Source organism: Streptomyces sp. NPDC047981 (assembly GCF_040653315.1).
Lineage (GTDB): Bacteria > Actinomycetota > Actinomycetes > Streptomycetales > Streptomycetaceae > Streptomyces.
On record NZ_JBEZNQ010000029.1, the window covers coordinates 18,653 to 41,289 of the forward strand.

The window sequence follows — 22,637 nt, forward strand, 5'->3', positions numbered from 1 at the left end:
TGTGTACGTACTCAGCCGCGGATCTGAGTACCCGGACGCATGGTTCCGGGGTGTGGTCCGGCGCACACTCCGGGCATGGACAGACCTCTCCCGCCCGCCGACGAGCTGGTGCTCGTCGATCGTGAACTGGCGCGACTCGACGCCCACCGGTCCCAGTTGCTGGCCCGCCGGGCCTGGCTGCTGCGGGTCCTGCAGACACCGGTGCCGCTCCCGGAGGCCGGGGCCACCACCGGCGCCGCCACCGGCCGGCCGGTGGCCGAGTCGACCCCGCGCGGCGCGCAGAACGTGCTCCTCACGCTGGGCGGGATCCTGCTGACGATCGCGGCGCTCGCGTTCACGCTGGTCAGCTGGGGGACGATGGGGATCGGCGGCCGTGCGACCGTCCTCGCCGTGGTGACGTCCGCGGCGCTGGCCGTGCCGGTGGTGCTGCTGCGCCGGGGGCTCCGTTCGACGGCCGAGGCGGTCGCCGCCCTGGGCCTGGTGCTGATGGTCCTGGACGCGTACGCGCTGCACCGGGTGGCGCTGTCGGACACCGACGGGCTCGCGTACACGGCGGTGGCCTCGGCGGTGCTCGCGGGGGCATGGACGGCCTACGGCACCGCGCTCGGCCGGCTGCGGATCCCGCTGCCGGTGGCGGTGGCGACGGCTCAACTCCCGCTGCCTCTGGGCGTCCTGGCCGCCGACGGCGGGGCGCTCGCCCTCGGCTGGGCGGCACTGGCGACGGCGGTCGTGGATCTGGCGGTGGTGCTGTGGGTGAAGCCGGCGGCGGTACGGACCACGGCGGCGGTCGCGGCGGGGACGCTGGGCGGCTGGGCGCTCCTGACGGGTGTGCGGCTCTCGTTCGGCTCGCCGCTTCCGGCGGGCGCGCTGCTGCTGGCCTGTGCGGCGGTGGCGCTGTGGGTGGCGTGGAAGGTGGCCGGGGCGTCGGTGGCCGCCTCGGTGGCGGCGGGCGTCGCGGTGGTCGCGGCGGCCGGTGGCGCGCTGCGCCCGGTGCTGCCGGGCGACTGGGAGGTCCCGGCGTACGTGCTGTGCGCGGTGGCTCTGGCCACGGTGCTGCGGACGTCGGCGCCGCGCGGGGTGCGCGTCGGCCTGACCGGCGCGGGCGCGGGAGTGCTCGTACTGGGAGTGGCGTGGGCGCTCCCGCCTGTGGTGGCCGCGCTCTTCGCGCCGCTGGCCCGGACGGCCCCGGTCTGGTCCGGTGACCATGCGGACCCGCTCCTCGCCGGGTACCCCTCGTCCGCCCCGGTCGTCCTGCTCGTCGCCGCGACGGCCTGTGCGGCGCTCCCCCGCGCGTGGTCCCGCTGCGCGGCTCTGTTCCTCGCCTGGGGGACCCTGACCGCCGTCCCGGTCGCCCTCGGCCTCCCGTACGCCCCGACGCTCGCCCTCCAGCTCGTGACGACCGTGGCGGCCGCCCTGCTGGCGGTGCGGCCGGGGACCCTTACGCGGGGCCTGCCCGTTCGGGCGGAAGGCGCTTCCGGCGCGGAGTCCGGCCCGGACGCTGATGCGGAGGTCGGCTCCGAGGCCGGCTCCGAGGTCGGCTCTGAGGCCGGCGCGTCGGCCGCGCAGCCGCGGTGGCCCGGCTGGGGCCCCGCCTCCGCCCCGGCGGCAGGTGCCGCGCCCGTGTCGCCCCGGGAGCTCCTCGGGTGGAGCGCGTTCGGCTGCGGGCTCGCGTCGGCGGTGAGCGCTGTCGCGGCGGCACTCGACACCCGCACGGCCACGTTCACCACGCTCGGGGTGCTGCTCGCGCTCTTCGTGGCGGTGGCGTTCGTCGCCGACGGCGCCCGGCGGGCCGTCGCCGCCTGCGCGGCGGTCGCCGTCGCGGCCGGCCTGGTGTCCGCCGGGGCCGTCGCCGCCGGGTTCCGGGACCAGCACATCGCCCTGGCCCTGCTGCTCGTCCCCGCGGCCACCGCCCTGATCGGCGGACGGCTCCGGCGCCACCCGGTCGCGCTCCCCATGGAGCTCACGGGCGCGGCCGTCGCGCTGCTCGCGATCGTCATGGCCGTTCCGACGCCTGCCGCCCTCGCGCTCGTCCTCGCCCTGACCGGCGTGATCGCCGCCGCAACGGCCCTCAGGCCCGAGCGCCGCGCGTTCGCCTCGTGGACGGCGGGGCTGCTCTTCCTCGTGGCGACCTGGGTGCGGCTGGCCGTCTGGGACGTGACGACCCCGGAGGCGTACACGCTGCCCGTCACCGTGCCCGCCCTGGTCGTGGGGGCGCTGCGGCGGCGCCGCGACCCGGAGTCCTCGTCCTGGGTGGCGTACGGCCCCGGGCTCGCCGCCACGCTGGTGCCGAGCCTGCTCGCGGCCTGGGTCGATCCCGACTGGCCGCGCCCGCTGCTCCTCGGGGTGGCCGCGCTCGCGGTGACGCTCCTCGGGGCCCGGTTCCGGCTGCAGGCGCCGCTGCTGCTCGGCTCCACGGTCCTGGCCCTCGACGCGCTGCACGAGCTGGCCCCGTACGTCGTCCAGGCCGTCGGCGCCCTGCCCCGCTGGCTGCCGCCGGCCCTTGCCGGTCTGCTGCTGCTCGCCGTCGGCGCGACGTACGAGCAGCGGCTGCGGGACGCCCGCCGCCTGCGGGAGCGGCTCGGCCGGATGCGGTGACCTCGGATTCCCCGGCCGCGCGGGCGGTCCGGGGAAACGCCGAAGGCCCGGAGACTGGATCCAGTCTCCGGGCCTTCGATCCGGGTGGTGGGCGATACTGGGTTCGAACCAGTGACCCCTTCGGTGTGAACGAAGTGCTCTCCCACTGAGCTAATCGCCCGGGCGCACCGCAAACATTACCGCATGTCAGCCGGTGCCCTGACCGTCCCCCAGGTCAGTCGTTGATCTTCCACGGCATCACGAAGCCGTACTTCCAGAGGTAGAAGCCGAGCAGTGCGGCGACGATCACCAGACCGACCGTGGTCAGGATGATGTTGCGCCTGCGGACTTTCGGATCGAGCGCGCGCTGCGCCGCCTCGGTGACCTTCCGCTTGGTCCAGCGGAGCACCAGCTGGGCCCAGACGAACTCGGTGGCCCAGATCGCCATACCGCCGAAGATCACGACCCAGCCGGGTCCCGGCAGCACCAGCATCGCGACACCGGCGCCGACCACGGCCAGCCCCACGATGAAGACGCCGACCTGCCAGCTCAGGTGCAGGGTCCTGCGTGCCTTGATGAAGTCGGGGGCCCGGGATCCCAGCTCGGACTCCCCGTCGGCCGCGGACTCCCCGGTGCGCTCGTCACTCTCCGCATTCATGGTCCCAACTTACCGGACCGGACACCCTCACCCGTTCAGTCGGATTACCAAAAGTCACACACCCCCATACGAGCTACCTGAACGATCACAAAACAGACAGAGGGGTTTACAACGGCACCGTAGGTGGCATGTCGATTTCGCCGACGTGCGAATCCCCGAGCGCACACTGAGCGAAAGGCCCTGGCGCTTATGAACACCACGGTCAGCTGCGAGCTGCACCTGCGCCTCGTTGTGTCGAGCGAGTCCTCACTGCCTGTACCCGCGGGCCTGCGGTATGACACGGCCGATCCCTATGCCGTGCACGCCACCTTCCACACCGGAGCCGAAGAGACGGTCGAGTGGGTCTTCGCCCGCGACCTTCTCGCCGAGGGGCTGCACCGGCCCACCGGCACGGGCGACGTCAGAGTCTGGCCGTCCCGCAGTCACGGTCAGGGCGTCGTCTGCATCGCGCTGAGCTCCCCCGAGGGCGAAGCCCTGCTCGAGGCCCCGGCGAGGGCCCTGGAGTCGTTCCTCAAGCGGACCGACGCCGCCGTGCCACCGGGCACCGAGCACCGGCACTTCGACCTCGACACGGAGCTCTCCCACATCCTGGCCGACAGCTGAGCCAGGTCGAGAGCCGCACGGCGCCGTCCGACTCGGGGAGACGGCGCCGCGCGGAAGACGCGGACAACCACATACGGCAGACATCGGCGTCCTCACCGCGCAGCCGGCGCGGAGGAGGGCGCCGCTGCACGTGACCCGACCCCGCCCGGAGCCGCGCGACGAAGCCGCTAGAGTCAGCGCAAATCCGCGGGCACCCGCCCGCGGCCGGCCAGGGAGCGAATCGTGCTGATCCCTCACGACACCCGGATCGCCCTCGACAGCGTCGTCGATCTGATGAACACCGCACCACAGGGCGACCGCCACGACGAACTCGTGGACGTCCCGGCGCTGCGCACCTTCGTGCGGGCCCACAACATCAGCGACGTCGGAGACCTCACCGACAAGGACCTCAAGGCCGTCCAGCAGGTACGGGCCAGGTTCACGGCGGTGTTCGCGGCTCCGGACGCCCGGATCGCGGCCACCCTGATCAACCAGCTGGTCGCCGCGGCGGGCACGACCCCGCAGCTCACCGACCACGACGGCTACGACTGGCACGTGCACTACTTCGCGCCGGGCGCCTCGGTCGCCGACCACCTCGCCGCCGACTGCGGCATGGCCCTGGCCTTCATCGTGGTGGCGGGCGAGCAGGAACGGCTGCGGCGCTGCGAGGCCCCCGACTGCGGCCGGGCCTTCGTCGACCTCTCCCGCAACCGCTCGCGCCGCTACTGCGACAGCCGCACCTGCGGTAACCGGCTCCACGTCGCCGCGTACCGGGCGCGCCGCAAGGAAGCCGCCGGCTGAGACCCCGCAGGGGGCACGACCCCCCTCACAGCAGGAAGAGGTCGTGCACGGCGGCCATCAGGAGCAGACAGCCGATCACCGCGAGGAAGATCATCAGCGGCGGCTGGGAGAGCGCGAACAGACAGCCGCGCGGCTCTTCGGTGGGGGCGGGGGCATGATCCCGCGAGGTATCCAGCATCTCGGGGGCGATCATGGCGCAGCGACTCACGCGAGGGACCGCAACACGCCCCTCGATCGCGGCAGTTCATCACATCCCGTGGATGTCGCGGATCGCCTCCCGCTCTCCTCCCGCGTGCCTCCCGCTCTCACCCTCGTCCGCGCCGGACGGCCCCACCGGGGCCCCCACGGTCAGATGCCGTGCTTCTTCAGGATCGCCTCGATGTCGCTGAAGTCGTCCCCGGCGGCAGGCTTGGCCTGCGGCTTCGGAGTCGCGCCCCGCTGCCCGGCGCCGAGGGACGGCGCGGACGCGGCCGGTGCGACCGCCCCGGGCACCTCGCCGCGCTCGGCCTGCTTCCGGCCGGCTCTGCGCCGCTCGACGGCCCGGCTCGTCATGAAGAGCGCCCAGGCCGCGCCGAGCACGCCGAAGCCCGCCCACGCCGTCGGGCTGAAGGCCGTGTCGAAGGCCCACTCCACCGCCCCGGTCATCACCAGACCGATGGGCACGAGCGCATAGGCGGCGATCCGCGTCGCGGCGAGGAAACGCTTCCGGTACGCCGTGATCGCGGCGATGCCCAGCCCCGCCACGGACACCGCGGAAAAGATGGTCTCGGCGAGCATGCGATCCTCCTGGGCCGGGGCGTTACGTCCCTTCCATCCTGCACCGGCGAGGGGGCCCGGGGCCACGTTCCGAGGCCGACCTCAGGGAGATCTCCGGGTCTCCCCCTCGGGATGTCCTCCCCAGGTCCCGGTGGTGACGGGTTCCCGGGTGGGGAGACGTTCCCGGGTGGGGAGACGTTCCGGTGGGGAAGGGTTCCCGGTTGGGTCGGGCCGGACCGGGCTGGGAGACTGCTCCCATGAGCGACTCCACCACCCCGTCCGCCGCCCCCGTCACCGTGGAGGCCTGGTTCGACCTCCAGTGCCCCGACTGCTTCCGCGCCCTCGACGACGTGCGCGCGCTCCGTGAGACGTACGGCGACCGGATCGACGTACAGCTGCGGCACTTCCCGCTGGAGAAGCACAAGCACGCGTACGCCGCCGCGCAGGCCGCCGAGGAGGCGGCCGACCAGGGCGAGAGCTGGCCCTACGTGGAGGCGCTGCTGGCCAGGACCGAGGAGCTGGGCGAGCGGGGCGAGCCTGTGCTGCTCGACGTCGCCCGCGAACTGGGCCTGGACGCCGAGGAGTTCGACACCGCGCTCATCGACGGCCGGCACCTGCTGACCGTCGACGCCGACCAGGCGGAGGGCAAGGCGATCAAGGTCACCGGCACCCCGACCTACGTCGTCGGCGGCGAGCGCCTCGACGGGGGCCAGAGCCAGGACGGCCTGCGGGCCCGCGTCCAGGAGATCGTCGACCGGCTCCTCGCCGGCTGAGACGCGCCGCCGGACGGGCGCCCGGCAGCGGTCGCGATGCGGTACCGCACGATGCCGTTCCGCACGATGCCGTCTCGCGCCGTGCCGTCTCGCGCGGTGCGGCTTCAGAGCAGTGGCTTGTAGCTGTTGACGTACGTCGTCGCGTAGCCGAGCGAGGTGTAGAGCTGGATCGCCGGGGTGTTGCCCGCGAAGACGTGGAGTCCGAGCAGGCGGTGCCCGGCGTCGAGCGCGACCCGCTCGGCGAGGAGCATCAGGGCGCGGCCGTAGCCCTGGCCCCGGTGTCCCTCGGCGACCTCGACGCCGTAGACGTAGCTGCCCCGCACGCCCGGCTCCAGTTCGCGGTCGGCCGTCCAGACGTGCCCCACGGTCTCCCCGTCCCGCACCGCCACGTTGATCGCCGTGCCCGGGGTGGCCAGGCCGTCGGGCAGCAGCTGCCGGTGGGTGGCATCGGACTTGGCGCGGGCCCGGTCCTCGGGAACGCCCCGCCGGATCCAGCTCCGGGCGTAGCTCTCCCTGGCCTCCAGCGCCCAGGGTCCGTACTCGGCCTCCGTCATCGGACGGACCTCGAAGCCGGGCGCCGGCGCGGGCGGCTCGGCCGGGAGTTCCTTGACCATGTTCCTGCCGCGCTCGGTGTAGCCGAGCACCTCCGCCATCCGCAGGGCCGCCTCCGCCGCCGTCGGCACGGAGATCTGGACCTCGCCGCAGCCCCAGCCGCGCAGCACCTCCTCGGCGGCCAGCGCGGCGACCGTGCCCCGGCCCCGACGGCGGTCCCTCTCGTCGATGGTCAGGGCCTCGATCGCCCCGGATCCGGCGCCGAAGCCCGGCGCGGTGGCAAGGCGCACGGAGCCCACGCGACGGCTGTTGACACAGACGTCGTACGTACGGGAGCGGTCGCCGTCAGGGGTCTGCTGAAGCGGCTCGGCCGGCCGCAGGGTGGTGGTCATCAGGGGTGTTCTACCCCTCCTGCGGCCGGCCGTCATCACGATTTACCAGGGGAGAGTCACCCGGGCGGGGTCTACCCGAGGCGCGGGTCCCGGTCGGCCGCCGCGCGCTCGTCGAAGATCTGCATGGCCTTGGCGGTGACCGGTCCCGGCGCGGAAGCCGTCTGCCGGCCGTCGACCCGGTGCACCGCCTGGACGTCCCGGAGGGTCGAGGTCAGGAAGATCTCCTCTGCGCTCTCCAGCACCTCCAACGGCAGATCGGTCTCCACCGCGCCCGTCCACTCCACCGCGAGGGCGCGGGTGATGCCCGCCAGGCAGCCGGAGGAGACGGGCGGGGTGTGGATCCGGCCGTCGAGCACGACGAAGACATTGGAGCCGGTGCCCTCGCAGAGCTGCCCTACCGTGTTGGCGAACAGCGCCTCGGAGGCGCCCTGTTCGCGCGCCCGGGCGAGCGCGACGACGTTCTCGGCGTACGACGTGGTCTTCAGGCCCGTGAGCGCCCCACGCTCGTTGCGGGTCCAGGGGACCGTGATCACCGCGGTGGAGTCGGGACGGCGGCTCGTCTCGCCGAGCCCCACGACCAGGCTGCTCCCCGCGTCCCCACGCTCGGAGCCGAGCGGGGAGAGCCCGCCGGTGTACGTGATGCGGAGCCGGCCGAGCTCCATCGGGTTGGCCTCCAGGACCGCCGCGCAGGCCCGGCGGACCTCGTCGAGGTCGGGATCGGGCAGGCCGAGGCCGCGCGCGGAGCGCGTGAGGCGCTCCAGGTGCAGGGTGAGGGCGAAGGTTCCGCCGCGCTCGGCCTTGACCGTCTCGAAGACGCCGTCGCCGACGGTCAGCCCGTGGTCCAGGACGGAGACCCGGGCTTCCTCCGCGTCGCGCAGTCCGCCGTTGACCCAGAGTTTCATCGCGATATGGCCTTTCCGCTCGCCTCGTACGCGCCCGACGCTACCGCCAGCAGTCTGGCCGCCTTCAACTCGGTCTCCGCCCACTCGCGCTCCGGGTCCGAGCCCCAGGTGATCCCGGCGCCGGTGCCGAAGCGCAGCACGCCCTCGGGGCGGTCGATCCAGAAGGTCCGTATGCCGACGGCCAGCTCGGCGGTACGGCGGTCGGCGTCCACCCAGCCGATGCCCCCGCAGTAGGGGCCGCGCGGAGCGGTCTCCAGGGCCTCGATGATCCGCAGGGCGCTCGACTTCGGGGCACCGGTGACAGAACCGGGCGGGAAGGTGGCGGCGAGCAGCTCCGACCAGCCGGCGTGCGCGGCCAGCTCGCCGCGCACGGTGGAGACGAGGTGGACCAGTCCCGGGTGGGGTTCGACGGCGCAGAGTTCGGGGACGGTGACGGATCCGGTCGCGCAGACCCGGCCGAGGTCGTTCCGTACGAGGTCCACGATCATCACGTTCTCCGCGTGATCCTTCTCCAGGAGGTCCTCGGCGGTGCGGCCGGTGCCCTTGATCGGTCCCGACTCGACGGTGAGGCCGTCACGGCGCAGATACAGCTCGGGGGACGCGGTGGCGATCTCCACCCCGTGCGCGGGGAGCCGAATCGTTCCGGCGTACGGCGCGGGGTTGCCGCGGGCCAGCAGCGCGGTGAGGGCGTCGACGTCGGCGGCGGCGGGGTCGGGAAGCGGCGCGGACATCACGCGGCAGAGATTGGCCTGATAGACCTCCCCGCGCGCGATGTGCTCCCGGATCCGCCGGACGCCCGCCGTGTACGCCGCGCGGTCGAGGGAGGACGTCCAGTCACCGGCGGCGGGGCCGCGCCAGGCGCCCGCGGCGGGAGCGGCGACGGGGGCCGGGACCGGCTCCCTGCGCACGTCGCCGAAGCGGGCGCAGGTCAGCCGGCCCTCGAAGTCCGCGGAGACGGCCCAGAAGCCGGCGGAGTCCAGGGCCGCGGGGTCACTGGTGACATCCCGCAGGTCGGTCGCGACGAGGCCGCCGAAGCGGGCCAGAGGAGCAAGGTCGTGCACGGATCGAGTCTAGGGCGGGCGCGGCGGCCGACGCCGGGCCACCGGCCGAGTGCGGCTGCGTGACGGCTGCCTGCCGGCTGCGTGACGGCTGCGTGACGGCATCGTGCGACCTCGGGGGCACGGGGAGTGAACGGCGCGGGAACCCTGCCCCCGAGCTGTCCGCCGCCCGCCTCGGCACCCCGTCCTGCACCCCGGCTCCGTGCGCGGCTCAGCACGCTGCGGAAACGCGTTTTTGTACTGGCCCAGGAATCCGCTAGAGTTCAACACGTCGCCGGGACGCGCAAGCGAAACGGAAACGACAAGCGGACGTGGCTCAGTTGGTAGAGCATCACCTTGCCAAGGTGAGGGTCGCGAGTTCGAATCTCGTCGTCCGCTCGATGTGGGGGATCTTCCCGAACCCCCGTTTCACTCCTGGTGGAGTGGCCGAGAGGCGAGGCAACGGCCTGCAAAGCCGTCTACACGGGTTCAAATCCCGTCTCCACCTCCAAGGACGATTAGCTCAGCGGGAGAGCGCTTCCCTGACACGGAAGAGGTCACTGGTTCAATCCCAGTATCGTCCACTGATCCGGAAGGATCTGGTCCGCAAGGATCCCCGCGCGATTAGCTCAGCGGGAGAGCGCTTCCCTGACACGGAAGAGGTCACTGGTTCAATCCCAGTATCGCGCACGCAGTACACAGCAAGCAGTACGGCAGTAACCCTGGTCCTGTATGGTTTGGGACCGTCCCGCGCGATTAGCTCAGCGGGAGAGCGCTTCCCTGACACGGAAGAGGTCACTGGTTCAATCCCAGTATCGCGCACCAGACGTACGAAGCCCCCGGCCGCATCTCGCGGCCGGGGGCTTCGTCGTTGCCTCAGGAGGAGAAGAGCATCCGGCCGAAGCCGCGCTGGTGGTGGCCTCCGTGGTGGCCGCCGTGGTGCGGGGCGCCCCAGGCGGGCGCGGCGGGCGCGCCGTGCGCCGGGTAGGCCGGCGGGGCGGGCGCGGGCGGCGCCTGCTGCACCCACTGGGACTCGAGCCGGGTCAGGGCCTCCAGCTCGCCGTAGTCCAGGAATATCCCGCGGCAGCCGCTGCACTGCTCGATCTGGACGCCGTTGCGGTTGTACGTGTGCATCGCTGCGTGGCACTTGGGACACTGCATGGTCGGCTCAACTCCCTGCCGTTCGAATGGTGCTCTCAGCTTATGGGGACGCGGGCGGGGCCAACTCGGTTCGGAGCGAGCCGATTCGGGCGCAGGTGTCGATCATCACTTCCTCGACCTCGTCCAGGGGGCGCCGCTCGGCGGTGGACTTGGCGAGGGCGAGCGCCGCGGTCTGCACGGTCAGGGCGCGCGCGGGGACGTCGAGTTGGGCCCAGGGGTCGTCGTCGGAGAGTGCGGCGACGGCCGGGCCGTCTTCCCGCCGGTACGCGTCGAGGAAGCGGGACCAGACGTCCGGCGGCAGGAGGCCGGCCGCGAACCAGGCCGCGGGCCGGGCCAGGTCCCACGCGGGGTCGCCGAGCCCTAGATCGTCCACGTCGATGAGGAGCCAGGGGGTGCGGGGGGTGTTCGGGGTGTGAGGGGTGTGGGGGGTGTTCGGGGCGCGTACGAGTTGACCCAGGTGGAAGTCGCCGTGGCAGAGGAGCGGGCGCTCCCTCGGCACCCCCGGGAGCGTCCGCCAGGCACGGAGCACGGTCTCCACCGCGGCGCCGGGAGCGCCGGAGCGGCGCATCCGCTCGACGGCCAGGGCCGCCTTCACCGGCGCGCGCATCGGCGGGACGGCGAGGTGGTCCGGCGGCGGAGTGCGGTGGAGCCGGGCGAGCAGGCGCGCCGCGTCCTCCCAGGGGGCCGCGTCCGGATCGGTGGGGTCGACCGGGGTGCCGTAGGGCCAGGTGGAGAGGGGGCGGGGGGTGGCGGGGGTGCTGGGGGCGGGGATGGTGGGGTGGGGTGGTGTGTGGGGGGTGAGGAGGATGCCCGTCAGTTCCGGGAGTCCCGCCACGGCGATCCGGGTGCGGTGCGCCACGAGGTCGGTGTCGGGGGCGTGGGCCTTGACCACGACCACGCCGTGCCGGACCACCGTGCCGTCGTCACGGTCGGCGAGCACGCCGCTCGCGTGCGGCGCGCACGCGCAGGCCGGATCGGTCCGGTGCGCGGCCTCACGCGCGAGGGCCCTGAGCTGTTCGAGTTCGGCATGCTCCACCCGGGGAGCGTACGCGCTGCCGTACCCGGTCCCGGAAAGCGCGAGGGCCGGTCAGCTCCCCAGCTGACCGGCCACACGCTGCCGTCCGCCGCACCCCCGTCCCCACGGGGTTGTTGGCCGGATGTCCCCGACCCGGGCCGCTCTCCCGGGTCCGGGGCGCCGCTCAGCGCCCCAGCATCACGCCCACGGACGACGCCTGTGTGACCACTGCTTCCCAGCCGCCGAAGACGACGACCAGCAGGGTCGCGAGAGGGAGGACCATGGCGGTCGCCACCAGCGGGTGGCGGCGGCCCGAAGGACGGGGGGTGATCCGCGAAACCGGGTACGCCATGGTTCCTCTCCTGTTCGTGTCTGGCAGCGGCGGGTGTCTGACCTCGGGGGACGAGTGCTGCACCCGCCGCTTGTCTTCAACACTAGGCATCCGGAGCCGCCCGGACGTCATGCCCGCGTACCGATTACCGGGCCTACGGGAGGATGACGCCTACCCCGATGGCGTACTCCCCTGGGTGGAGAGGGAGACCTAGGACTGAGGGTCTTCCCTGAGAGGGACCGGCTGCTCGACGAGGGCGAGCAGCCGGCTCGCCATGAAGCGGGCCGTCCGGACGACCACGCCCGTGCGCGTGACTTCGCTCACTTCCACCACCCCTCTCCGCACCGCGGTCTCCACCCTGCGGCCCGTCCTGCTGGCCACCACCTCGTACGTCCGAGTCGTGTCCCCCGCGTCCACGACTATCTCCACACGGTCACCCTTCATCGGTCGAATCCCCCTTGCCTGATTGGATGTTGGAGAATCGTTCGCTTCGGGCCGGTCGCTCCGTCGGCGTCCTGACCACCCCTCAAGTGTCCTCCCCAGCACTGACAATCGATGCCCCCGCGAGGGCGCGGCCTATGAGCACACCGGGGCGTCAATACGTAAGCTGTGCCACGTCGAACGGACGAGGGGACGGACATGGCGATGATGCGGCTCCGGCGCGAGGATCCGCGGATCGTCGGGTCGTTCCGGCTCCACCGCCGGCTCGGGGCCGGTGGGATGGGGGTCGTGTACCTGGGATCCGACCGGCGCGGCCAGCGGGTGGCCCTGAAGGTGATCCGGCCGGACCTGGCCGAGGACCAGGAGTTCCGCTCGCGGTTCGCCCGCGAGGTCTCCGCCGCCCGGCGGATCCGGGGCGGCTGTACGGCTCGACTGGTCGCCGCCGACCTGGAGGCCGACCGCCCGTGGTTCGCCACCCAGTACGTGCCCGGTCCCTCGCTGCACGACCGGGTCGCCGAGGAGGGCCCCCTGCGGGCCGCCGACGTGGCCGCGATCGGGGCAGCGCTCTCGGAGGGCCTGGTCGCCGTCCACGAGGCGGGCGTCGTGCACCGGGACCTCAAGCCGTCGAACATCCTCCTGTCCCCCAAGGGCCCCCGGATCATCGACTTCGGCATCGCCTGGGCCACCGGCGCCAGCACCCTCACCCACGTCGGCACCGCCGTCGGCTCCCCCGGCTTCCTCGCGCCCGAGCAGGTACGGGGCGCGGCCGTCACCCCCGCCACGGACGTCTTCTCCCTCGGCGCCACCCTGGCCTACGCCGCCATGGCGGACTCGCCCTTCGGGCACGGCAGTTCCGAGGTCATGCTCTACCGCGTGGTCCACGAGGAGCCGCAGCTCGGCGGAGTGCCCGACGCGCTGGCGCCGCTCGTCCGGGCCTGTCTGGCGAAGGACCCCGAAGACCGGCCCAGCACCCTTCAGCTGTCCATGCGCCTCAAGGAGATCGCCGCCCGCGAGGCCCAGGGCCTGCCCGTCTCACGTCCTCCGGTGCAGCGAGAGCGTACGGAGTCGTCCACCGGCAGCCGGCCCACGGAGCGGTACACCGAACGCAGCACCGACTCCCGGCCTTCCGCGCCGTCCCGCACCGGCGGCCGGCCCTCCTCCGCCCCACAGTCCCGGCCGGGCGGCCGTCCCTCGGCCTCCCGGCCCGGAGGTGCGCGCACCACCTCGACCGGTCGTCGGCCCGCCAACCCTCGGCTGCTGCGGCAGCGGCTCTTCGTGTTCGTCGTGGTGACGCTCGTCGTCGCGCTGGGGATCGCCGCGGCGCAGGCCCTGCAGGGGTAGTCGTGGGGGGAGGCGTGGGGGTAGGCCTGAGTGAGGGGCGGGCGGGTGTACGTCCCCCTCGCGTCCCGCCCGTCCTTTCGCCGCCCTGTCAGTCCTGTGGGCGGCCGCTCGCCACCGCGTAGAACGCCACCGCCGCCGCCGCGCCCACGTTCAACGAGTCGACACCGTGCGCCATCGGGATGCGGACCCACTCGTCCGCGGCCCGGAGCGCCTGGGTGGACAGGCCGTCGCCCTCCGCGCCCAGCATCAGCGCCGCCCGCTCCAGCTTGTGCGGGGCCGCCACGTCGATCGGAGACGCCTTCTCGTCCGGGGTCAGGGCCAACAGCTTGAAACCCGCCTCCCGTACCGCCTCCAGGCCACGCGGCCAGGTCTCCAGACGGGCGTAAGGAACCGAGAAGACCGCGCCCATCGACACCTTCACGGAGCGGCGGTACAGCGGGTCCGCGCAGTCCGGGGAGAGGATCACCGCGTCCATGCCGAGCGCCGCCGCGCTGCGGAAGATGGCCCCGATGTTGGTGTGGTCGTTCACCGACTCCATCACGGCGACCCGCCGGGCCTGGCGGAGCAGGTCCTCCGCGCTCGGCAGCGGCTTGCGCTGCATGGAGGCGAGGGCGCCTCGGTGCACGTGGTAGCCGGTGACGCGCTCCGCGAGCTCCGGCTGTACCGCGTACACGGGCGCCGGGACCTCGTCGATGACATCGCGCATGGCATCGACCCACTTGGCGGAGAGCAGCATCGACCGCATCTCGTACCCGGCCTGGCGGGCCCGGCGGATCACCTTCTCGCCCTCGGCGATGAACAGGCCCTCCGCGGGCTCACGCCTGCGGCGCAGCTCCACGTCGGTCAGGCCGGTGTAGTCGCTCAGGCGCGGGTCGTCGGGGTCGTCGATCGTGATGAGTTCGGCCACGAGGTGATACTGCCTTGTCCGGGGTGCGGTGCCAATGAGTGTGCGGGGTGGGGGGTGGAGTGGGGGTGGGGGTGGGGTGGAGTGGAGTGGGGGTCAGGTTCGCTAGGGGGTGGGCTTCGTCAGTTTGTGTGGGGCCTCCCGCACGACGTCCCCGATCACGATCACCGCGGGCGGGCGGACCTCCTCCGCCTTGACCGTCTCGGCAACCGTGGCCAGCGTGGCGTCCACACGGCGCTGGGTGGCCGTGGTGCCCTCCTGGACCAGCGCGAGGGGCGTCTCCGGGGACTTGCCGTGCGCGATGAGTGCCTCGGCGATCTTCCCGATCTTGTCCACCCCCATCAGGATCACGAGCGTGCCCGTGAGCTTGGCGAGCGACGCCCAGTCGACGAGGGAACGCGGGTCGTCGGGCGCCACGTGGCCGCTGACGACGGTGAACTCGTGCGCCACCCCGCGGTGCGTGACCGGGATGCCGGCCGCGCCGGGGACCGAGATCGAGCTGGAGATGCCCGGGACGACCGTGCACGCGATGCCCTCCGCCGCCAGCGCCTGGGCCTCCTCCATGCCCCGGCCGAAGACGAACGGGTCGCCGCCCTTGAGGCGCACGACCGACTTGCGCTTCTTCGCGTGCTCGATCAGGGCGTTGTTGATGGCCTCCTGCGCCATGAAGCGGCCGTACGGGATCTTCGCCGCGTCGATCACCTCGACGTGCGGGGGCAGTTCGGCGAGCAGGTCGCGCGGGCCCAGGCGGTCGGCGATGACCACGTCGGCCTCGGCGAGGAGTCGGCGGCCGCGGACCGTGATCAGGTCGGGGTCGCCGGGGCCGCCGCCGACCAGGGCGACGAAGGGGCTGCGGGTGCGGTGCGCGGGGGCGGCGATCGAACCGTCCCGGAGGCCCTCGACGATCGCGTCGCGCACGGCGGCGGAGCGGCGGGGGTCGTGGCCGGTGAGCACGGCCACGGTGACGCCCTCGCTGCGGCCGGTGGCCGGGGTCCAGGCGGTGGCCGCCTCGGCGTCGTCCGAGCGCACGCACCAGGTCTTCGTCCGCTCGGCCTCGGCGGACGCGGCCGCGTTGGCGGCGGGGTCGCTGGTGGCGACGAGCGCGTACCAGGCGTCGGCGATGTCCCCGTCCTCGTAGCGCCGCTTGACCCACGTGATCTCGCCGGTCTCCGCCATGGCCTCGACGGAGGGGGTCGCGGAGGGGGAGATGAGGGTGACCGCCGCGCCGGCCGCGATCAGGGCCGGGAGCCGGCGCTGGGCGACCTGACCGCCGCCGAGCACGACGACGCGCCGGCCGGCGAGGCGGAGGCCTACGGGGTACGCGGGGTGCGTGGCGGAGGTTTCGGCGTCGGCCATGTGGTGCGGCTCCTCGGAGAGCGGGGGTGTGGGCCGCTGCTGCGGTGAAGCGGCTGGTGGGGCGGGGTGCGGGTGCTGCGCCGAGCCCTTTGACCACGATATCGGTCACCGGGGGTGGGCGAGCTGTGACGGATGTCCCTCGCGTGCGTCGTGCGTGGTGCGTGGTGCGTGGTGCGGTGTGCGGCGGCGGCTCCGGGGTGGTGCCGTGCGTGGGGTTCGCCCGGGTGGTGCGTGCCGTGGGGGACGCTCCGGGGCCGCGTTCGGGACTGCATGATTTACGGCGCGCGGAGGATCCTCGGTGCGACGCCCTCGCGCACCACAAATCACGCTTTACGTCCCGAACGCGGCCCCTGCGCGGCCCCCACTCCCGTCGAATGGGGGCGGGGCCGGCGCGCGGGGCCGCTGGTCCTACTTCTCCGTCACGCCCGCCGAGTCGAACGTCGCCACCTCGTGCATCGCCCGGGCCGCGCTCTGCACGATCGGGAGGGCGAGGAGGGCGCCCGTGCCCTCACCGAGGCGGAGGTCGAGGTCGACCAGGGGGCGCAGGCCCAGCTTGTTGAGGGCCGCCACGTGGCCCGGCTCGGCGCTGCGGTGGCCCGCGATGCAGGCCGCGAGGGACTCGGGCGCGATCGCCCGGGCCACCAGCGCGGCCGCGCCGGTCGAGACGCCGTCGAGGACGACCGGGACGCGCAGCGAGGCGGCGCCCAGGATGAGGCCGACGAGCGCCGCGTGCTCCAGGCCGCCGATGGCCGACAGGACGCCGATGGGGTCCGCCGGGTCCGGCTTGTGGAGGTCCAGGGCGCGGCGGACCACGTCCACCTTGCGGGCGTGCATCTCGTCGTTGATGCCCGTGCCGCGTCCGGTCACCTCGACCGGGTCGACGCCCGTGTACACCGAGATCAGCGCGGCGGACGCGGTGGTGTTCGCGATGCCCATCTCACCGGTGAGGAGGGCCTTGTTGCCCGCGGCGACGAGGTCGCGCGCGGTCTCGATGCCCACCTCGATGGCGGCGAGGGCCTCTTCGCGGCTCATCGCCTGGCCGGTGGTGAAGTCGCCCGTGCCCGGGCGGACCTTGCGGGGCAGGAGGCCCGGCGTCGCCGGGAGGTCGGAGGCCACGCCGACGTCGATGACGCAGACCTCGGCGCCGACCTGGTTGGCGAAGGCGTTGCAGACCGCTCCCCCGCCGAGGAAGTTCGCGACCATCTGGCCGGTCACCTCCTGCGGCCAGGCGGTGACACCCTGGGCGTGCACGCCGTGGTCACCGGCGAAGATCGCGACCGCGGCCGGCTCGGGGATGGGCGGCGGGCAGATCCGGGAGAGGCCGGAGAGCTGTGCGGAGATGATCTCCAGCATGCCCAGGGCCCCGGCGGGCTTGGTCATGCGCTTCTGCCGCTCCCACGCCTCGCCGAGCGCCTTGGCGTCCAGCGGGCGGATGTTGCTGACCGTCTCCTGGAGGAGGTCGTGCGGCTCCTCACCGGGCAGCGCCCGGCGGCCGTACGTCTCCTCGTGGACGACCCAGGACAGCGGGCGGCGCTTGGACCAGCCCGCCTGCATCAGCTCGGGCTCCTCGGGGAACTCGTCCACGTAGCCGACGCAGAGGTACGCGACCACTTCGAGGTGCTCGGGCAGGCCCAGCTCGCGCACCATCTCGCGCTCGTCGAAGAAGCTGACCCAGCCGACGCCGAGACCCTCGGCACGCGCGGCGAGCCAGAGGTTCTCGACGGCGAGGGCCGAGGAGTACGGAGCCATCTGCGGCTGCGTGTAGCGGCCCAGAGTGTGCCGGCCGCCCCGCGTGGGGTCGGCGGTCACGACGATGTTGACCGGGGTGTCGAGGATGGCCTCGATCTTCAGTTCCTTGAACTGCTTCGCCCGCGCCTTGGGCAGCGACTTGGCGTACGCCTCGCGCTGGCGCTGAGCCAGTTCGTGCATGGTGCGGCGGGTCTCCGCCGAGCGGATGACGACGAAGTCCCAGGGCTGGGAGTGGCCGACGCTCGGTGCCGTGTGCGCCGCCTCGAGGACGCGGAGCAGCACCTCGTGCGGGATCGGGTCGGAGCGGAAGCCGTTGCGGATGTCGCGGCGTTCCCGCATGACCCTGAGCACCGCCTCGCGCTCCGCGTCGTCGTACGCGGGCGCCGGGGCGGCGGACGCCGGAGCGGGCGTATTGTCCGCCTGCTCCTGGGTGGACTCCGACTGCTCGGGGGCGGGCTCTGACTGCTCGGGGGCGGGCTCCGACTGCTCAGGGGCCGTTTCCGCCTGCTCGGGGGCGGGCTCCGACTGCTCGGGGGCGGGCTCCGAGGGCTGGGGCGTCGGCTCGGGGGCCGTTTCCGCCTGCTCGGGGGCGGTGTCCGCGGGCTCGGGTGTCGGTTCCGGGGTGGACTCCGCCTGCTCGGGCGTCAGCTCGGTGGTGGAGTCCGACTGCTCGGGTGTCGGTTCCGGGGTGGACTCCGGCTGCTCGGGCGTCAACTCGGGGGCCGTGTCCGCCTGCTCGGGGGTCGGTTCCGGGGTGGACTCCGTCAGCTCGGGGGTGGTGTCCGGCTGCTCGGCGGTGGGGGGTTCCGTGGCCGCGGGGGGCTCGGCGATGTGCTCCACGGGGGCGGGCTCGGTGGGGAGTTCCGTCGCCGCGGGGGCCTCGGCGGTGACGGTCTCCGTCGGAGGCGTCTCCGGCTCGGCCATGACCGGGAGTTCGGGCTCCGGCGGGGTCGGCTCCGCTGCCGGTTCGGGGGTGACGTCCGCCGCCGCGGGCTCCTCGATCGGCTCCGGCTCCGGGGTGGGCTCCTCGGCCGGCGGCACCTGTACGGCGACGGCCGGACCGCCGTCGCGGGGGGCCGGGACCGCGGCGGGGGCCTCCTCCACGAGGGCCTCGGGGGCCTCGGTCGGGGTGGGGGCCAGGTGGGGGGTCGTCGGGACCGTCCCCTCGACCGGGACGAACTGGCCGACCGTTTCTGCGGGCACGGTCGCCTGGGGCTGCGGGTCCCACGGCACGGCGCCCTTCGGCGGCACGTCGCCGAGCTGGGGCGCGGCGGGCTGCTCCTGGTGGACGTCGAGGTACTCGAGGCCCGAGGTGGGCGGGCCCGCGACCTGGACCGGCGTCGGCGCGGGGACCGTCACGGCGACCGGTACGGGCGCCGGAGCCGGGGCGGCGGGGCCGCGGTCGGCGAGCGAGCGGACGACTCCGCCGGTCTCCGGGACCGGCGGGCCCATGTGGAGCGGGCGGCGGGCGGGCGGCGGGGTGGCGGCGGCCGGCGGCGCGATGCGTACGGCGCTGAGGTCCACGGAGCCCGAGTCGCGGCCGGCGGCCTCGTGGGCGCCGGTGTCCAGGATCCCGGGCTCGTAGCCGTGGTCGGTCACGGCCTCGACCGGCACGCCGTGCGCGGGGGTCGAGAAGCCCAGGGGGACGCCGTGGGCCGGGGTGGCGACGGGCTCGTGGGCGACCGGAGCCGGCGGGGTCAACGGAGCCTGGGCGGCGAGGGCGTCGGCGATCGGGCCGGCCAGCGGGTCACCGACCGGCGGCATCATGCCGGGGGCCGGGACGGCGACGGGCGGCGCGGGCACGGCGCCCGGCTGGTGCTCGCTCCAGGCGCCCTGGGCGCCCGGCATGAGAAGCAGGTCGTCGTCCTCGGCTGCGTGCTCGGAGGGGTCCAGGAAGGTGTACGCGCCCGGAGCGGGGATGCCCGGCTGCTCGACCATGCCTGCGTTCTCCGGCAGCCCCTCGCCCGGGACCTGGCCGGTGTCCGTCATGCGTACCCCTCGCCCATCGCTTGTGCTCCTTCAGACCTTCGCCCGTCAACAAGAACGAGCGTGCGCGCCGTGCGGCACGAATGACGCGCGGGCACCCCAGCATTGTCGCGGCCATCGGCCGTCGTGACAGGCGGATCCGCCACGGTTTGCTGTGGACTGCGCCACGTCGCGCATCCCCCCGTTGCCCCGTACCACATCAGGGGCCCTATCGGCCCCCTCTGTCCGGATATTGGCGAACAAAACACCGAAGGCCCGGGCGCGGTACAACGACAGGCCAGCCTACCTGGCCGGTGGGGCGGCATGGTCAGGGGGCGCGGTCGATCCGGCGTCCGGAGAGCAGGAAGACCACGGTGCGGTCGCGTTCCGACCAGTCGTCGGGGTCGAGGCCGACGCTCTGGAGAAGGGCGCATTCGACGTCGTAGCCGCCCTCTGCGAGGGCCGCGCCGACGGCCTCGGCCTCGTCGCGGGTGGAGGCGTGGGCGACGATCCGTTCGGGCCTGCGGTCGGTGCAGGCGGTGACGACGGGCACGCCGCCGCCGCCGATCCGTACGACGTCGGGTTCGGGCAGCCGTTCCAGGACGTGCGGGGCCCGGCCGCGTACGGCCTGGAGCTGGACGCCGTGGCGTCGGGCGGCCGCTTCCGTCCGGGCGCAGGCCTCCGGGTCGGCGTCCACGGCTATGACGGCGGCCCCGAAGCGGGCCGCCTCGACGGAGAGGGCTCCCCCGCCGCAGCCGATGTCCCAGACGAGGTCGCCGACGCGGGGGCCGAGGCGGGCGAGCTGGGCGGCGCGCAGGGTGCGGTCCTCGCCGCTGCCGCCGTGTGCGGGGTCTTCGGGGGGCAGGGCCCAGCCGCGTACGGCCGGGGTCTCCTGGCCCATGAGCCAGCCGCCGGGCGGTGCTCCGGCGGTGCCGCCGATGACGATGACGACGTTGGGGTCGCGCCAGACGTGGTCGGCGGCCTTGTCGGAGGTGAGGACGGTGACCTGTTCGCGGTCGGTGCCGAGTTCCTCGCAGATGACGAAGGTGCGGTGGACGCCTTCGAGGAGGAGGGCGAGTTCGGCGGGTCCGGCGCCGGGTGAGGTGAGGACGGCGACCTTCGGGTGGGCGCGGCAGACGTTCACGGCGCGGCGCAGGGTGCGCTGGTGGGCGACGACGACCCGGGCGTCGTCCCAGGGCATGCCGGCGCGGGCGAAGGCGGCGGCGACGGAGGAGACGGCGGGGACGACCTCGACCTCGAGCCCGTGTTCGGGGGCGCGCAGGGTGCGGACGACTCCGAAGAAGCCGGGGTCGCCGTCGGCGAGGACGACGGCGGTGCCGCGGTGTCCGGCGATGCGGCGGGCGGCGAGGTCGACGCTGCCGAGGCGGATCCGCTCGGCGGCGCGGGGGACCTCGGGCAGGGCGAGGTGGTGCGCGGCGCCCGCCACGAGCGTGGCGGCGGAGAGCGCGGACCGGGCCGCTGCGGTGAGGGGCGAGCCGTCCCAGCCGATCACCGTGACCCGGTCGGCCATCGTCTTCTGTCTCCTGAGGTCTTGTCGCAGGTCGGGGGCGACACGAGGGTACCCGTGATCGGTGGCGGGCTCAGCTCCAGTCGGTGAAGGAGGAGTATCCGGCCTCCGCCATCTGGTCCTCGACCCCTTCGAGGTCCTCGGGGAGCAGTCCCCAGACGATGAAATCGGTGCGCAGGTCGGCCCAGGTGCCGTCCTCGGTGCGGGTGCGGGCTATGCAGGCGTTTCTGAGGACGCCTTCGCTGATGCAGCCGATCTTCTGGGCGACCTGCTGGGAGGCGGTGTTGTCGGCGGCGGTGCGCAGCTCGATGCGTTCGAAGCGCTGGTCGCCGAAGAGCCACTGGGCGGTGGCGAGGGCGGCTTCGGTGGCGTACCCCTCGCCGCGGGCCCAGGGGGCGACGATGTAGGAGAGCTCGGTGGAGCGGACCCGCCAGTCGGTGTGGCTGAGCTGGATGATGCCGACGAGGCGCTGGGTGAGGAATTCGGTGACGGCGAGGTCGAGGCCGCGTCCCGCGGTGCGTTCGGTGGGGGCGTACTCGGCGATCCAGCGGTGGGCGGCGTCCTCGGTGTAGGGCTGGGGGACGGCGGTCCATGCGGCGACCATCTCGTCGTTCATCATCTCGGCGAGGGCGGGAGCGTCCACGTCTTCGAGCGCGCGCAGCACCAACCGGTCCGTGTTGATGGAGATGTCCGGAAAGGTGGTAGTCATGCGCAGCTCCATGCCGTGGACCGTCCGAATCGACCGTGAACGCACAGCATGCAGCATGCAGAGGTCGGTGCGCATGACCGGGTCCGATGTGGCGTCAGATGACGGGGTGTTACGGCGAAGGCCCCGCGCACCCGGAGCGGGTGCGGGGGGCCTTCGGCACAGGAACCGTACGGCGGGCCTTACTTGGCGACGGCGCCGAAGGCCGGGATGACCGAGCCGTTGTAGGTGTCCTCGATGTACTTCTTCACCTCGGGCGAGTTGAGGAGCTTGGCGAGCTTCTGCACGCGGGCGTCCTTCTCGTTGCCCTCCTTGACGGCGAGGAAGTTGGCGTACGGGTTGCCCTCGGCCTTCTCGATGGCGATGGCGTCCTTGGCCGGGGAGAGCTTGGCCTCGATGGCGTAGTTGCCGTTGATGACGGCGGCGTCCACGTCGTTCAGGGCGCGGGGCACGGTGGCGGCCTCCAGCTCCTTGAACTCCAGGCCCTTCTTGTCGGTGATGTCGGAGAGCTTGGCGTTGGTGCCGACGCCGTCCTTGAGGGTGATGAGGCCGTTCTCGGCAAGCAGCTGGAGGGCGCGACCGCCGTTGGTGGTGTCGTTGGGGACGGCGATGGTCTGGCCGGCCTTGATGTCCGAGAGCGCCTTGACCTTCTTGGAGTAGAGGCCGAGGGGCTCCAGGTGGACGTTGACCACCGGGACGATGGTGGTGTTGTTCTTCTTGTTGAAGTCGTCGAGGTACGGCTTGTGCTGGAAGAAGTTGGCGTCGACCTGGCCGGACTGGGTGGCGGTGTTCGGCAGGACGTAGTCCGTGAACTCCTTCACCTCCAGCTTCAGGCCCTCCTTCGCGGCGAGGTTGTCCTTGACGTAGTTGAGGATGTCGGCGTGCGGCGTCGGGGACGCGGCGACGACGAGCGGCTTGTCGGCGGAGCCGGCCGCGTCCTTGGCGGAGGACGGGTCCGAGGCGGTGCCGCAGGCGGTGAGGCCGAGGGCGAGCGCGGCGGTGGCGGCGATACCGGCGGTGAGCTTGATGTTCTTACGCACGAAAAGTGCCTCTTTCTGGTGGTGCGGTGGACGCCTGGACAACAAGTCCGGGCACTTCTTCGAAGGACGAAGT

Annotated in this window: 21 protein-coding genes and 6 tRNA genes; 10 read left to right on the plus strand and 17 right to left on the minus strand. The window is 73.3% G+C overall.

Annotated elements, in window-relative coordinates; all coding sequences use genetic code 11:
- The first annotated feature begins 75 nt into the window (after positions 1 to 75).
- Positions 76 to 2,595 carry a hypothetical protein gene (locus AB0E14_RS18790; RefSeq protein ID WP_362418703.1) on the plus strand — a complete coding sequence of 840 codons (2,520 nt, stop codon included), beginning with the start codon at positions 76 to 78 and terminating at the stop codon, positions 2,593 to 2,595.
- A gap of 85 nt (positions 2,596 to 2,680) precedes the next feature.
- Here the strand turns inward: AB0E14_RS18790 and AB0E14_RS18795 are convergent.
- Together AB0E14_RS18795 and AB0E14_RS18800 are read right to left on the minus strand one after the other, a co-directional pair.
- Positions 2,681 to 2,755, minus strand: a tRNA-Val gene (locus AB0E14_RS18795).
- Positions 2,756 to 2,809: 54 nt separating this feature from the next.
- Positions 2,810 to 3,232 carry a TIGR02611 family protein gene (locus tag AB0E14_RS18800; RefSeq protein WP_362418706.1) on the minus strand — a complete coding sequence of 141 codons (423 nt, stop codon included), beginning with the start codon at positions 3,230 to 3,232 and terminating at the stop codon, positions 2,810 to 2,812.
- A 189-nt stretch (positions 3,233 to 3,421) separates the two neighbouring features.
- Between AB0E14_RS18800 and AB0E14_RS18805 the strand changes: the two genes are divergently transcribed.
- Together AB0E14_RS18805 and AB0E14_RS18810 are read left to right on the plus strand one after the other, a co-directional pair.
- Entirely contained in the window at positions 3,422 to 3,835 is a 414-nt protein-coding gene (locus AB0E14_RS18805; protein ID WP_015032345.1) for an SsgA family sporulation/cell division regulator, read from the plus strand.
- Positions 3,836 to 4,057: 222 nt separating this feature from the next.
- Positions 4,058 to 4,615: a CGNR zinc finger domain-containing protein gene (locus tag AB0E14_RS18810; protein ID WP_362418709.1), complete on the plus strand. Its 558-nt coding sequence runs from the start codon at positions 4,058 to 4,060 to the stop codon at positions 4,613 to 4,615.
- Between the two features lie 25 nt (positions 4,616 to 4,640).
- Here the strand turns inward: AB0E14_RS18810 and AB0E14_RS18815 are convergent, their stop codons facing one another.
- Both AB0E14_RS18815 and AB0E14_RS18820 read right to left on the minus strand, forming a co-directional pair.
- A complete protein-coding gene (locus AB0E14_RS18815) occupies positions 4,641 to 4,823 on the minus strand; it encodes a hypothetical protein (RefSeq protein ID WP_362418892.1) in 183 nt (60 codons plus the stop codon).
- A gap of 140 nt (positions 4,824 to 4,963) precedes the next feature.
- Positions 4,964 to 5,392: a hypothetical protein gene (locus AB0E14_RS18820; RefSeq protein ID WP_362418712.1), complete on the minus strand. Its 429-nt coding sequence runs from the start codon at positions 5,390 to 5,392 to the stop codon at positions 4,964 to 4,966.
- 236 nt (positions 5,393 to 5,628) lie between these two features.
- Between AB0E14_RS18820 and AB0E14_RS18825 the strand changes: the two genes are divergently transcribed.
- Positions 5,629 to 6,144, plus strand: coding sequence for a DsbA family protein (locus tag AB0E14_RS18825; RefSeq protein WP_362418715.1), 516 nt, complete (start codon positions 5,629 to 5,631; stop codon positions 6,142 to 6,144).
- Positions 6,145 to 6,248: 104 nt separating this feature from the next.
- Here the strand turns inward: AB0E14_RS18825 and AB0E14_RS18830 are convergent, their stop codons facing one another.
- The 3 genes from AB0E14_RS18830 to AB0E14_RS18840 all read right to left on the minus strand — a co-directional run bounded on the left by AB0E14_RS18830 (position 6,249) and on the right by AB0E14_RS18840 (position 9,051).
- Positions 6,249 to 7,088, minus strand: coding sequence for a GNAT family N-acetyltransferase (locus AB0E14_RS18830; protein ID WP_362418718.1), 840 nt, complete (start codon positions 7,086 to 7,088; stop codon positions 6,249 to 6,251).
- 71 nt (positions 7,089 to 7,159) lie between these two features.
- Positions 7,160 to 7,990, minus strand: a complete 831-nt coding sequence (locus AB0E14_RS18835; RefSeq protein ID WP_362418721.1) for an aminodeoxychorismate lyase — start codon at positions 7,988 to 7,990, stop codon at positions 7,160 to 7,162.
- A complete protein-coding gene (locus tag AB0E14_RS18840) occupies positions 7,987 to 9,051 on the minus strand; it encodes a chorismate-binding protein (RefSeq protein WP_362418724.1) in 1,065 nt (354 codons plus the stop codon). Before AB0E14_RS18840 ends, AB0E14_RS18835 begins: the two co-directional genes overlap by 4 nt.
- Positions 9,052 to 9,353: 302 nt before the next feature.
- Here AB0E14_RS18840 and AB0E14_RS18845 point away from each other — a divergent pair.
- The 5 genes from AB0E14_RS18845 to AB0E14_RS18865 all read left to right on the plus strand — a co-directional run bounded on the left by AB0E14_RS18845 (position 9,354) and on the right by AB0E14_RS18865 (position 9,852).
- Positions 9,354 to 9,426: transfer RNA gene (locus AB0E14_RS18845), tRNA-Gly, on the plus strand.
- A 38-nt stretch (positions 9,427 to 9,464) separates the two neighbouring features.
- Positions 9,465 to 9,538: transfer RNA gene (locus tag AB0E14_RS18850), tRNA-Cys, on the plus strand.
- Between the two features lies 1 nt (position 9,539).
- Positions 9,540 to 9,611: transfer RNA gene (locus AB0E14_RS18855), tRNA-Val, on the plus strand.
- A gap of 34 nt (positions 9,612 to 9,645) precedes the next feature.
- A tRNA-Val gene (locus tag AB0E14_RS18860) sits at positions 9,646 to 9,717 on the plus strand.
- 60 nt (positions 9,718 to 9,777) lie between these two features.
- A tRNA-Val gene (locus AB0E14_RS18865) sits at positions 9,778 to 9,852 on the plus strand.
- A gap of 51 nt (positions 9,853 to 9,903) precedes the next feature.
- Here AB0E14_RS18865 and AB0E14_RS18870 read toward each other — a convergent pair.
- The 4 genes from AB0E14_RS18870 to AB0E14_RS18885 all read right to left on the minus strand — a co-directional run bounded on the left by AB0E14_RS18870 (position 9,904) and on the right by AB0E14_RS18885 (position 11,978).
- Entirely contained in the window at positions 9,904 to 10,188 is a 285-nt protein-coding gene (locus AB0E14_RS18870) for a zf-TFIIB domain-containing protein (protein ID WP_361601785.1), read from the minus strand.
- Positions 10,189 to 10,228: 40 nt separating this feature from the next.
- Entirely contained in the window at positions 10,229 to 11,224 is a 996-nt protein-coding gene (locus AB0E14_RS18875; protein ID WP_362418728.1) for a phosphotransferase, read from the minus strand.
- Positions 11,225 to 11,387: 163 nt separating this feature from the next.
- Positions 11,388 to 11,555 carry a hypothetical protein gene (locus AB0E14_RS18880; RefSeq protein WP_362418731.1) on the minus strand — a complete coding sequence of 56 codons (168 nt, stop codon included), beginning with the start codon at positions 11,553 to 11,555 and terminating at the stop codon, positions 11,388 to 11,390.
- Positions 11,556 to 11,744: 189 nt separating this feature from the next.
- On the minus strand, positions 11,745 to 11,978 hold the full coding sequence (locus tag AB0E14_RS18885) for a hypothetical protein (protein ID WP_362418734.1): 234 nt from the start codon (positions 11,976 to 11,978) through the stop codon (positions 11,745 to 11,747).
- Positions 11,979 to 12,173: 195 nt separating this feature from the next.
- Between AB0E14_RS18885 and AB0E14_RS18890 the strand changes: the two genes are divergently transcribed.
- Complete coding sequence (locus AB0E14_RS18890; RefSeq protein WP_362418737.1) at positions 12,174 to 13,316, plus strand: protein kinase; 1,143 nt, start codon at positions 12,174 to 12,176, stop codon at positions 13,314 to 13,316.
- Between the two features lie 88 nt (positions 13,317 to 13,404).
- On the opposite strand, the gene AB0E14_RS18895 is transcribed toward AB0E14_RS18890, so the two are convergent.
- The 6 genes from AB0E14_RS18895 to AB0E14_RS18920 form a co-directional block, all read right to left on the minus strand.
- Positions 13,405 to 14,223, minus strand: a complete 819-nt coding sequence (locus AB0E14_RS18895) for an RNA methyltransferase (protein ID WP_362418740.1) — start codon at positions 14,221 to 14,223, stop codon at positions 13,405 to 13,407.
- Between the two features lie 102 nt (positions 14,224 to 14,325).
- Positions 14,326 to 15,576: a uroporphyrinogen-III C-methyltransferase gene (cobA, locus tag AB0E14_RS18900; RefSeq protein ID WP_362418743.1), complete on the minus strand. Its 1,251-nt coding sequence runs from the start codon at positions 15,574 to 15,576 to the stop codon at positions 14,326 to 14,328.
- A gap of 408 nt (positions 15,577 to 15,984) precedes the next feature.
- Positions 15,985 to 19,314, minus strand: a complete 3,330-nt coding sequence (gene cobT, locus AB0E14_RS18905) for a nicotinate-nucleotide--dimethylbenzimidazole phosphoribosyltransferase (protein ID WP_362418746.1) — start codon at positions 19,312 to 19,314, stop codon at positions 15,985 to 15,987.
- A gap of 304 nt (positions 19,315 to 19,618) precedes the next feature.
- The gene (cbiE, locus tag AB0E14_RS18910) at positions 19,619 to 20,821 is read right to left on the minus strand and encodes a precorrin-6y C5,15-methyltransferase (decarboxylating) subunit CbiE (protein WP_362418749.1); all 1,203 of its coding nucleotides are present in this window, start codon (positions 20,819 to 20,821) and stop codon (positions 19,619 to 19,621) included.
- Between the two features lie 70 nt (positions 20,822 to 20,891).
- On the minus strand, positions 20,892 to 21,527 hold the full coding sequence (locus tag AB0E14_RS18915) for a GNAT family N-acetyltransferase (protein ID WP_362418752.1): 636 nt from the start codon (positions 21,525 to 21,527) through the stop codon (positions 20,892 to 20,894).
- Between the two features lie 179 nt (positions 21,528 to 21,706).
- Positions 21,707 to 22,564, minus strand: a complete 858-nt coding sequence (locus tag AB0E14_RS18920) for a MetQ/NlpA family ABC transporter substrate-binding protein (protein ID WP_362418755.1) — start codon at positions 22,562 to 22,564, stop codon at positions 21,707 to 21,709.
- Positions 22,565 to 22,637 lie beyond the last annotated feature (73 nt).

Bases quoted from the DNA above. Each gene is read 5' to 3' on its own strand.
- AB0E14_RS18790 (WP_362418703.1), top strand. From the start codon at position 76: ATGGACAGACCTCTCCCGCCCGCCGACGAGCTGGTGCTCGTCGATCGT.
- AB0E14_RS18800 (WP_362418706.1), bottom strand. From the start codon at position 3,232: ATGAATGCGGAGAGTGACGAGCGCACCGGGGAGTCCGCGGCCGACGGG.
- AB0E14_RS18805 (WP_015032345.1), top strand. From the start codon at position 3,422: ATGAACACCACGGTCAGCTGCGAGCTGCACCTGCGCCTCGTTGTGTCG.
- AB0E14_RS18820 (WP_362418712.1), bottom strand. From the start codon at position 5,392: ATGCTCGCCGAGACCATCTTTTCCGCGGTGTCCGTGGCGGGGCTGGGC.
- AB0E14_RS18825 (WP_362418715.1), top strand. From the start codon at position 5,629: ATGAGCGACTCCACCACCCCGTCCGCCGCCCCCGTCACCGTGGAGGCC.
- AB0E14_RS18830 (WP_362418718.1), bottom strand. From the start codon at position 7,088: ATGACCACCACCCTGCGGCCGGCCGAGCCGCTTCAGCAGACCCCTGAC.
- AB0E14_RS18835 (WP_362418721.1), bottom strand. From the start codon at position 7,990: ATGAAACTCTGGGTCAACGGCGGACTGCGCGACGCGGAGGAAGCCCGG.
- AB0E14_RS18870 (WP_361601785.1), bottom strand. From the start codon at position 10,188: ATGCAGTGTCCCAAGTGCCACGCAGCGATGCACACGTACAACCGCAAC.
- AB0E14_RS18880 (WP_362418731.1), bottom strand. From the start codon at position 11,555: ATGGCGTACCCGGTTTCGCGGATCACCCCCCGTCCTTCGGGCCGCCGC.
- AB0E14_RS18885 (WP_362418734.1), bottom strand. From the start codon at position 11,978: ATGAAGGGTGACCGTGTGGAGATAGTCGTGGACGCGGGGGACACGACT.
- AB0E14_RS18890 (WP_362418737.1), top strand. From the start codon at position 12,174: ATGGCGATGATGCGGCTCCGGCGCGAGGATCCGCGGATCGTCGGGTCG.
- cobA (WP_362418743.1), bottom strand. From the start codon at position 15,576: ATGGCCGACGCCGAAACCTCCGCCACGCACCCCGCGTACCCCGTAGGC.
- cobT (WP_362418746.1), bottom strand. From the start codon at position 19,314: ATGACGGACACCGGCCAGGTCCCGGGCGAGGGGCTGCCGGAGAACGCA.
- cbiE (WP_362418749.1), bottom strand. From the start codon at position 20,821: ATGGCCGACCGGGTCACGGTGATCGGCTGGGACGGCTCGCCCCTCACC.
- AB0E14_RS18915 (WP_362418752.1), bottom strand. From the start codon at position 21,527: ATGACTACCACCTTTCCGGACATCTCCATCAACACGGACCGGTTGGTG.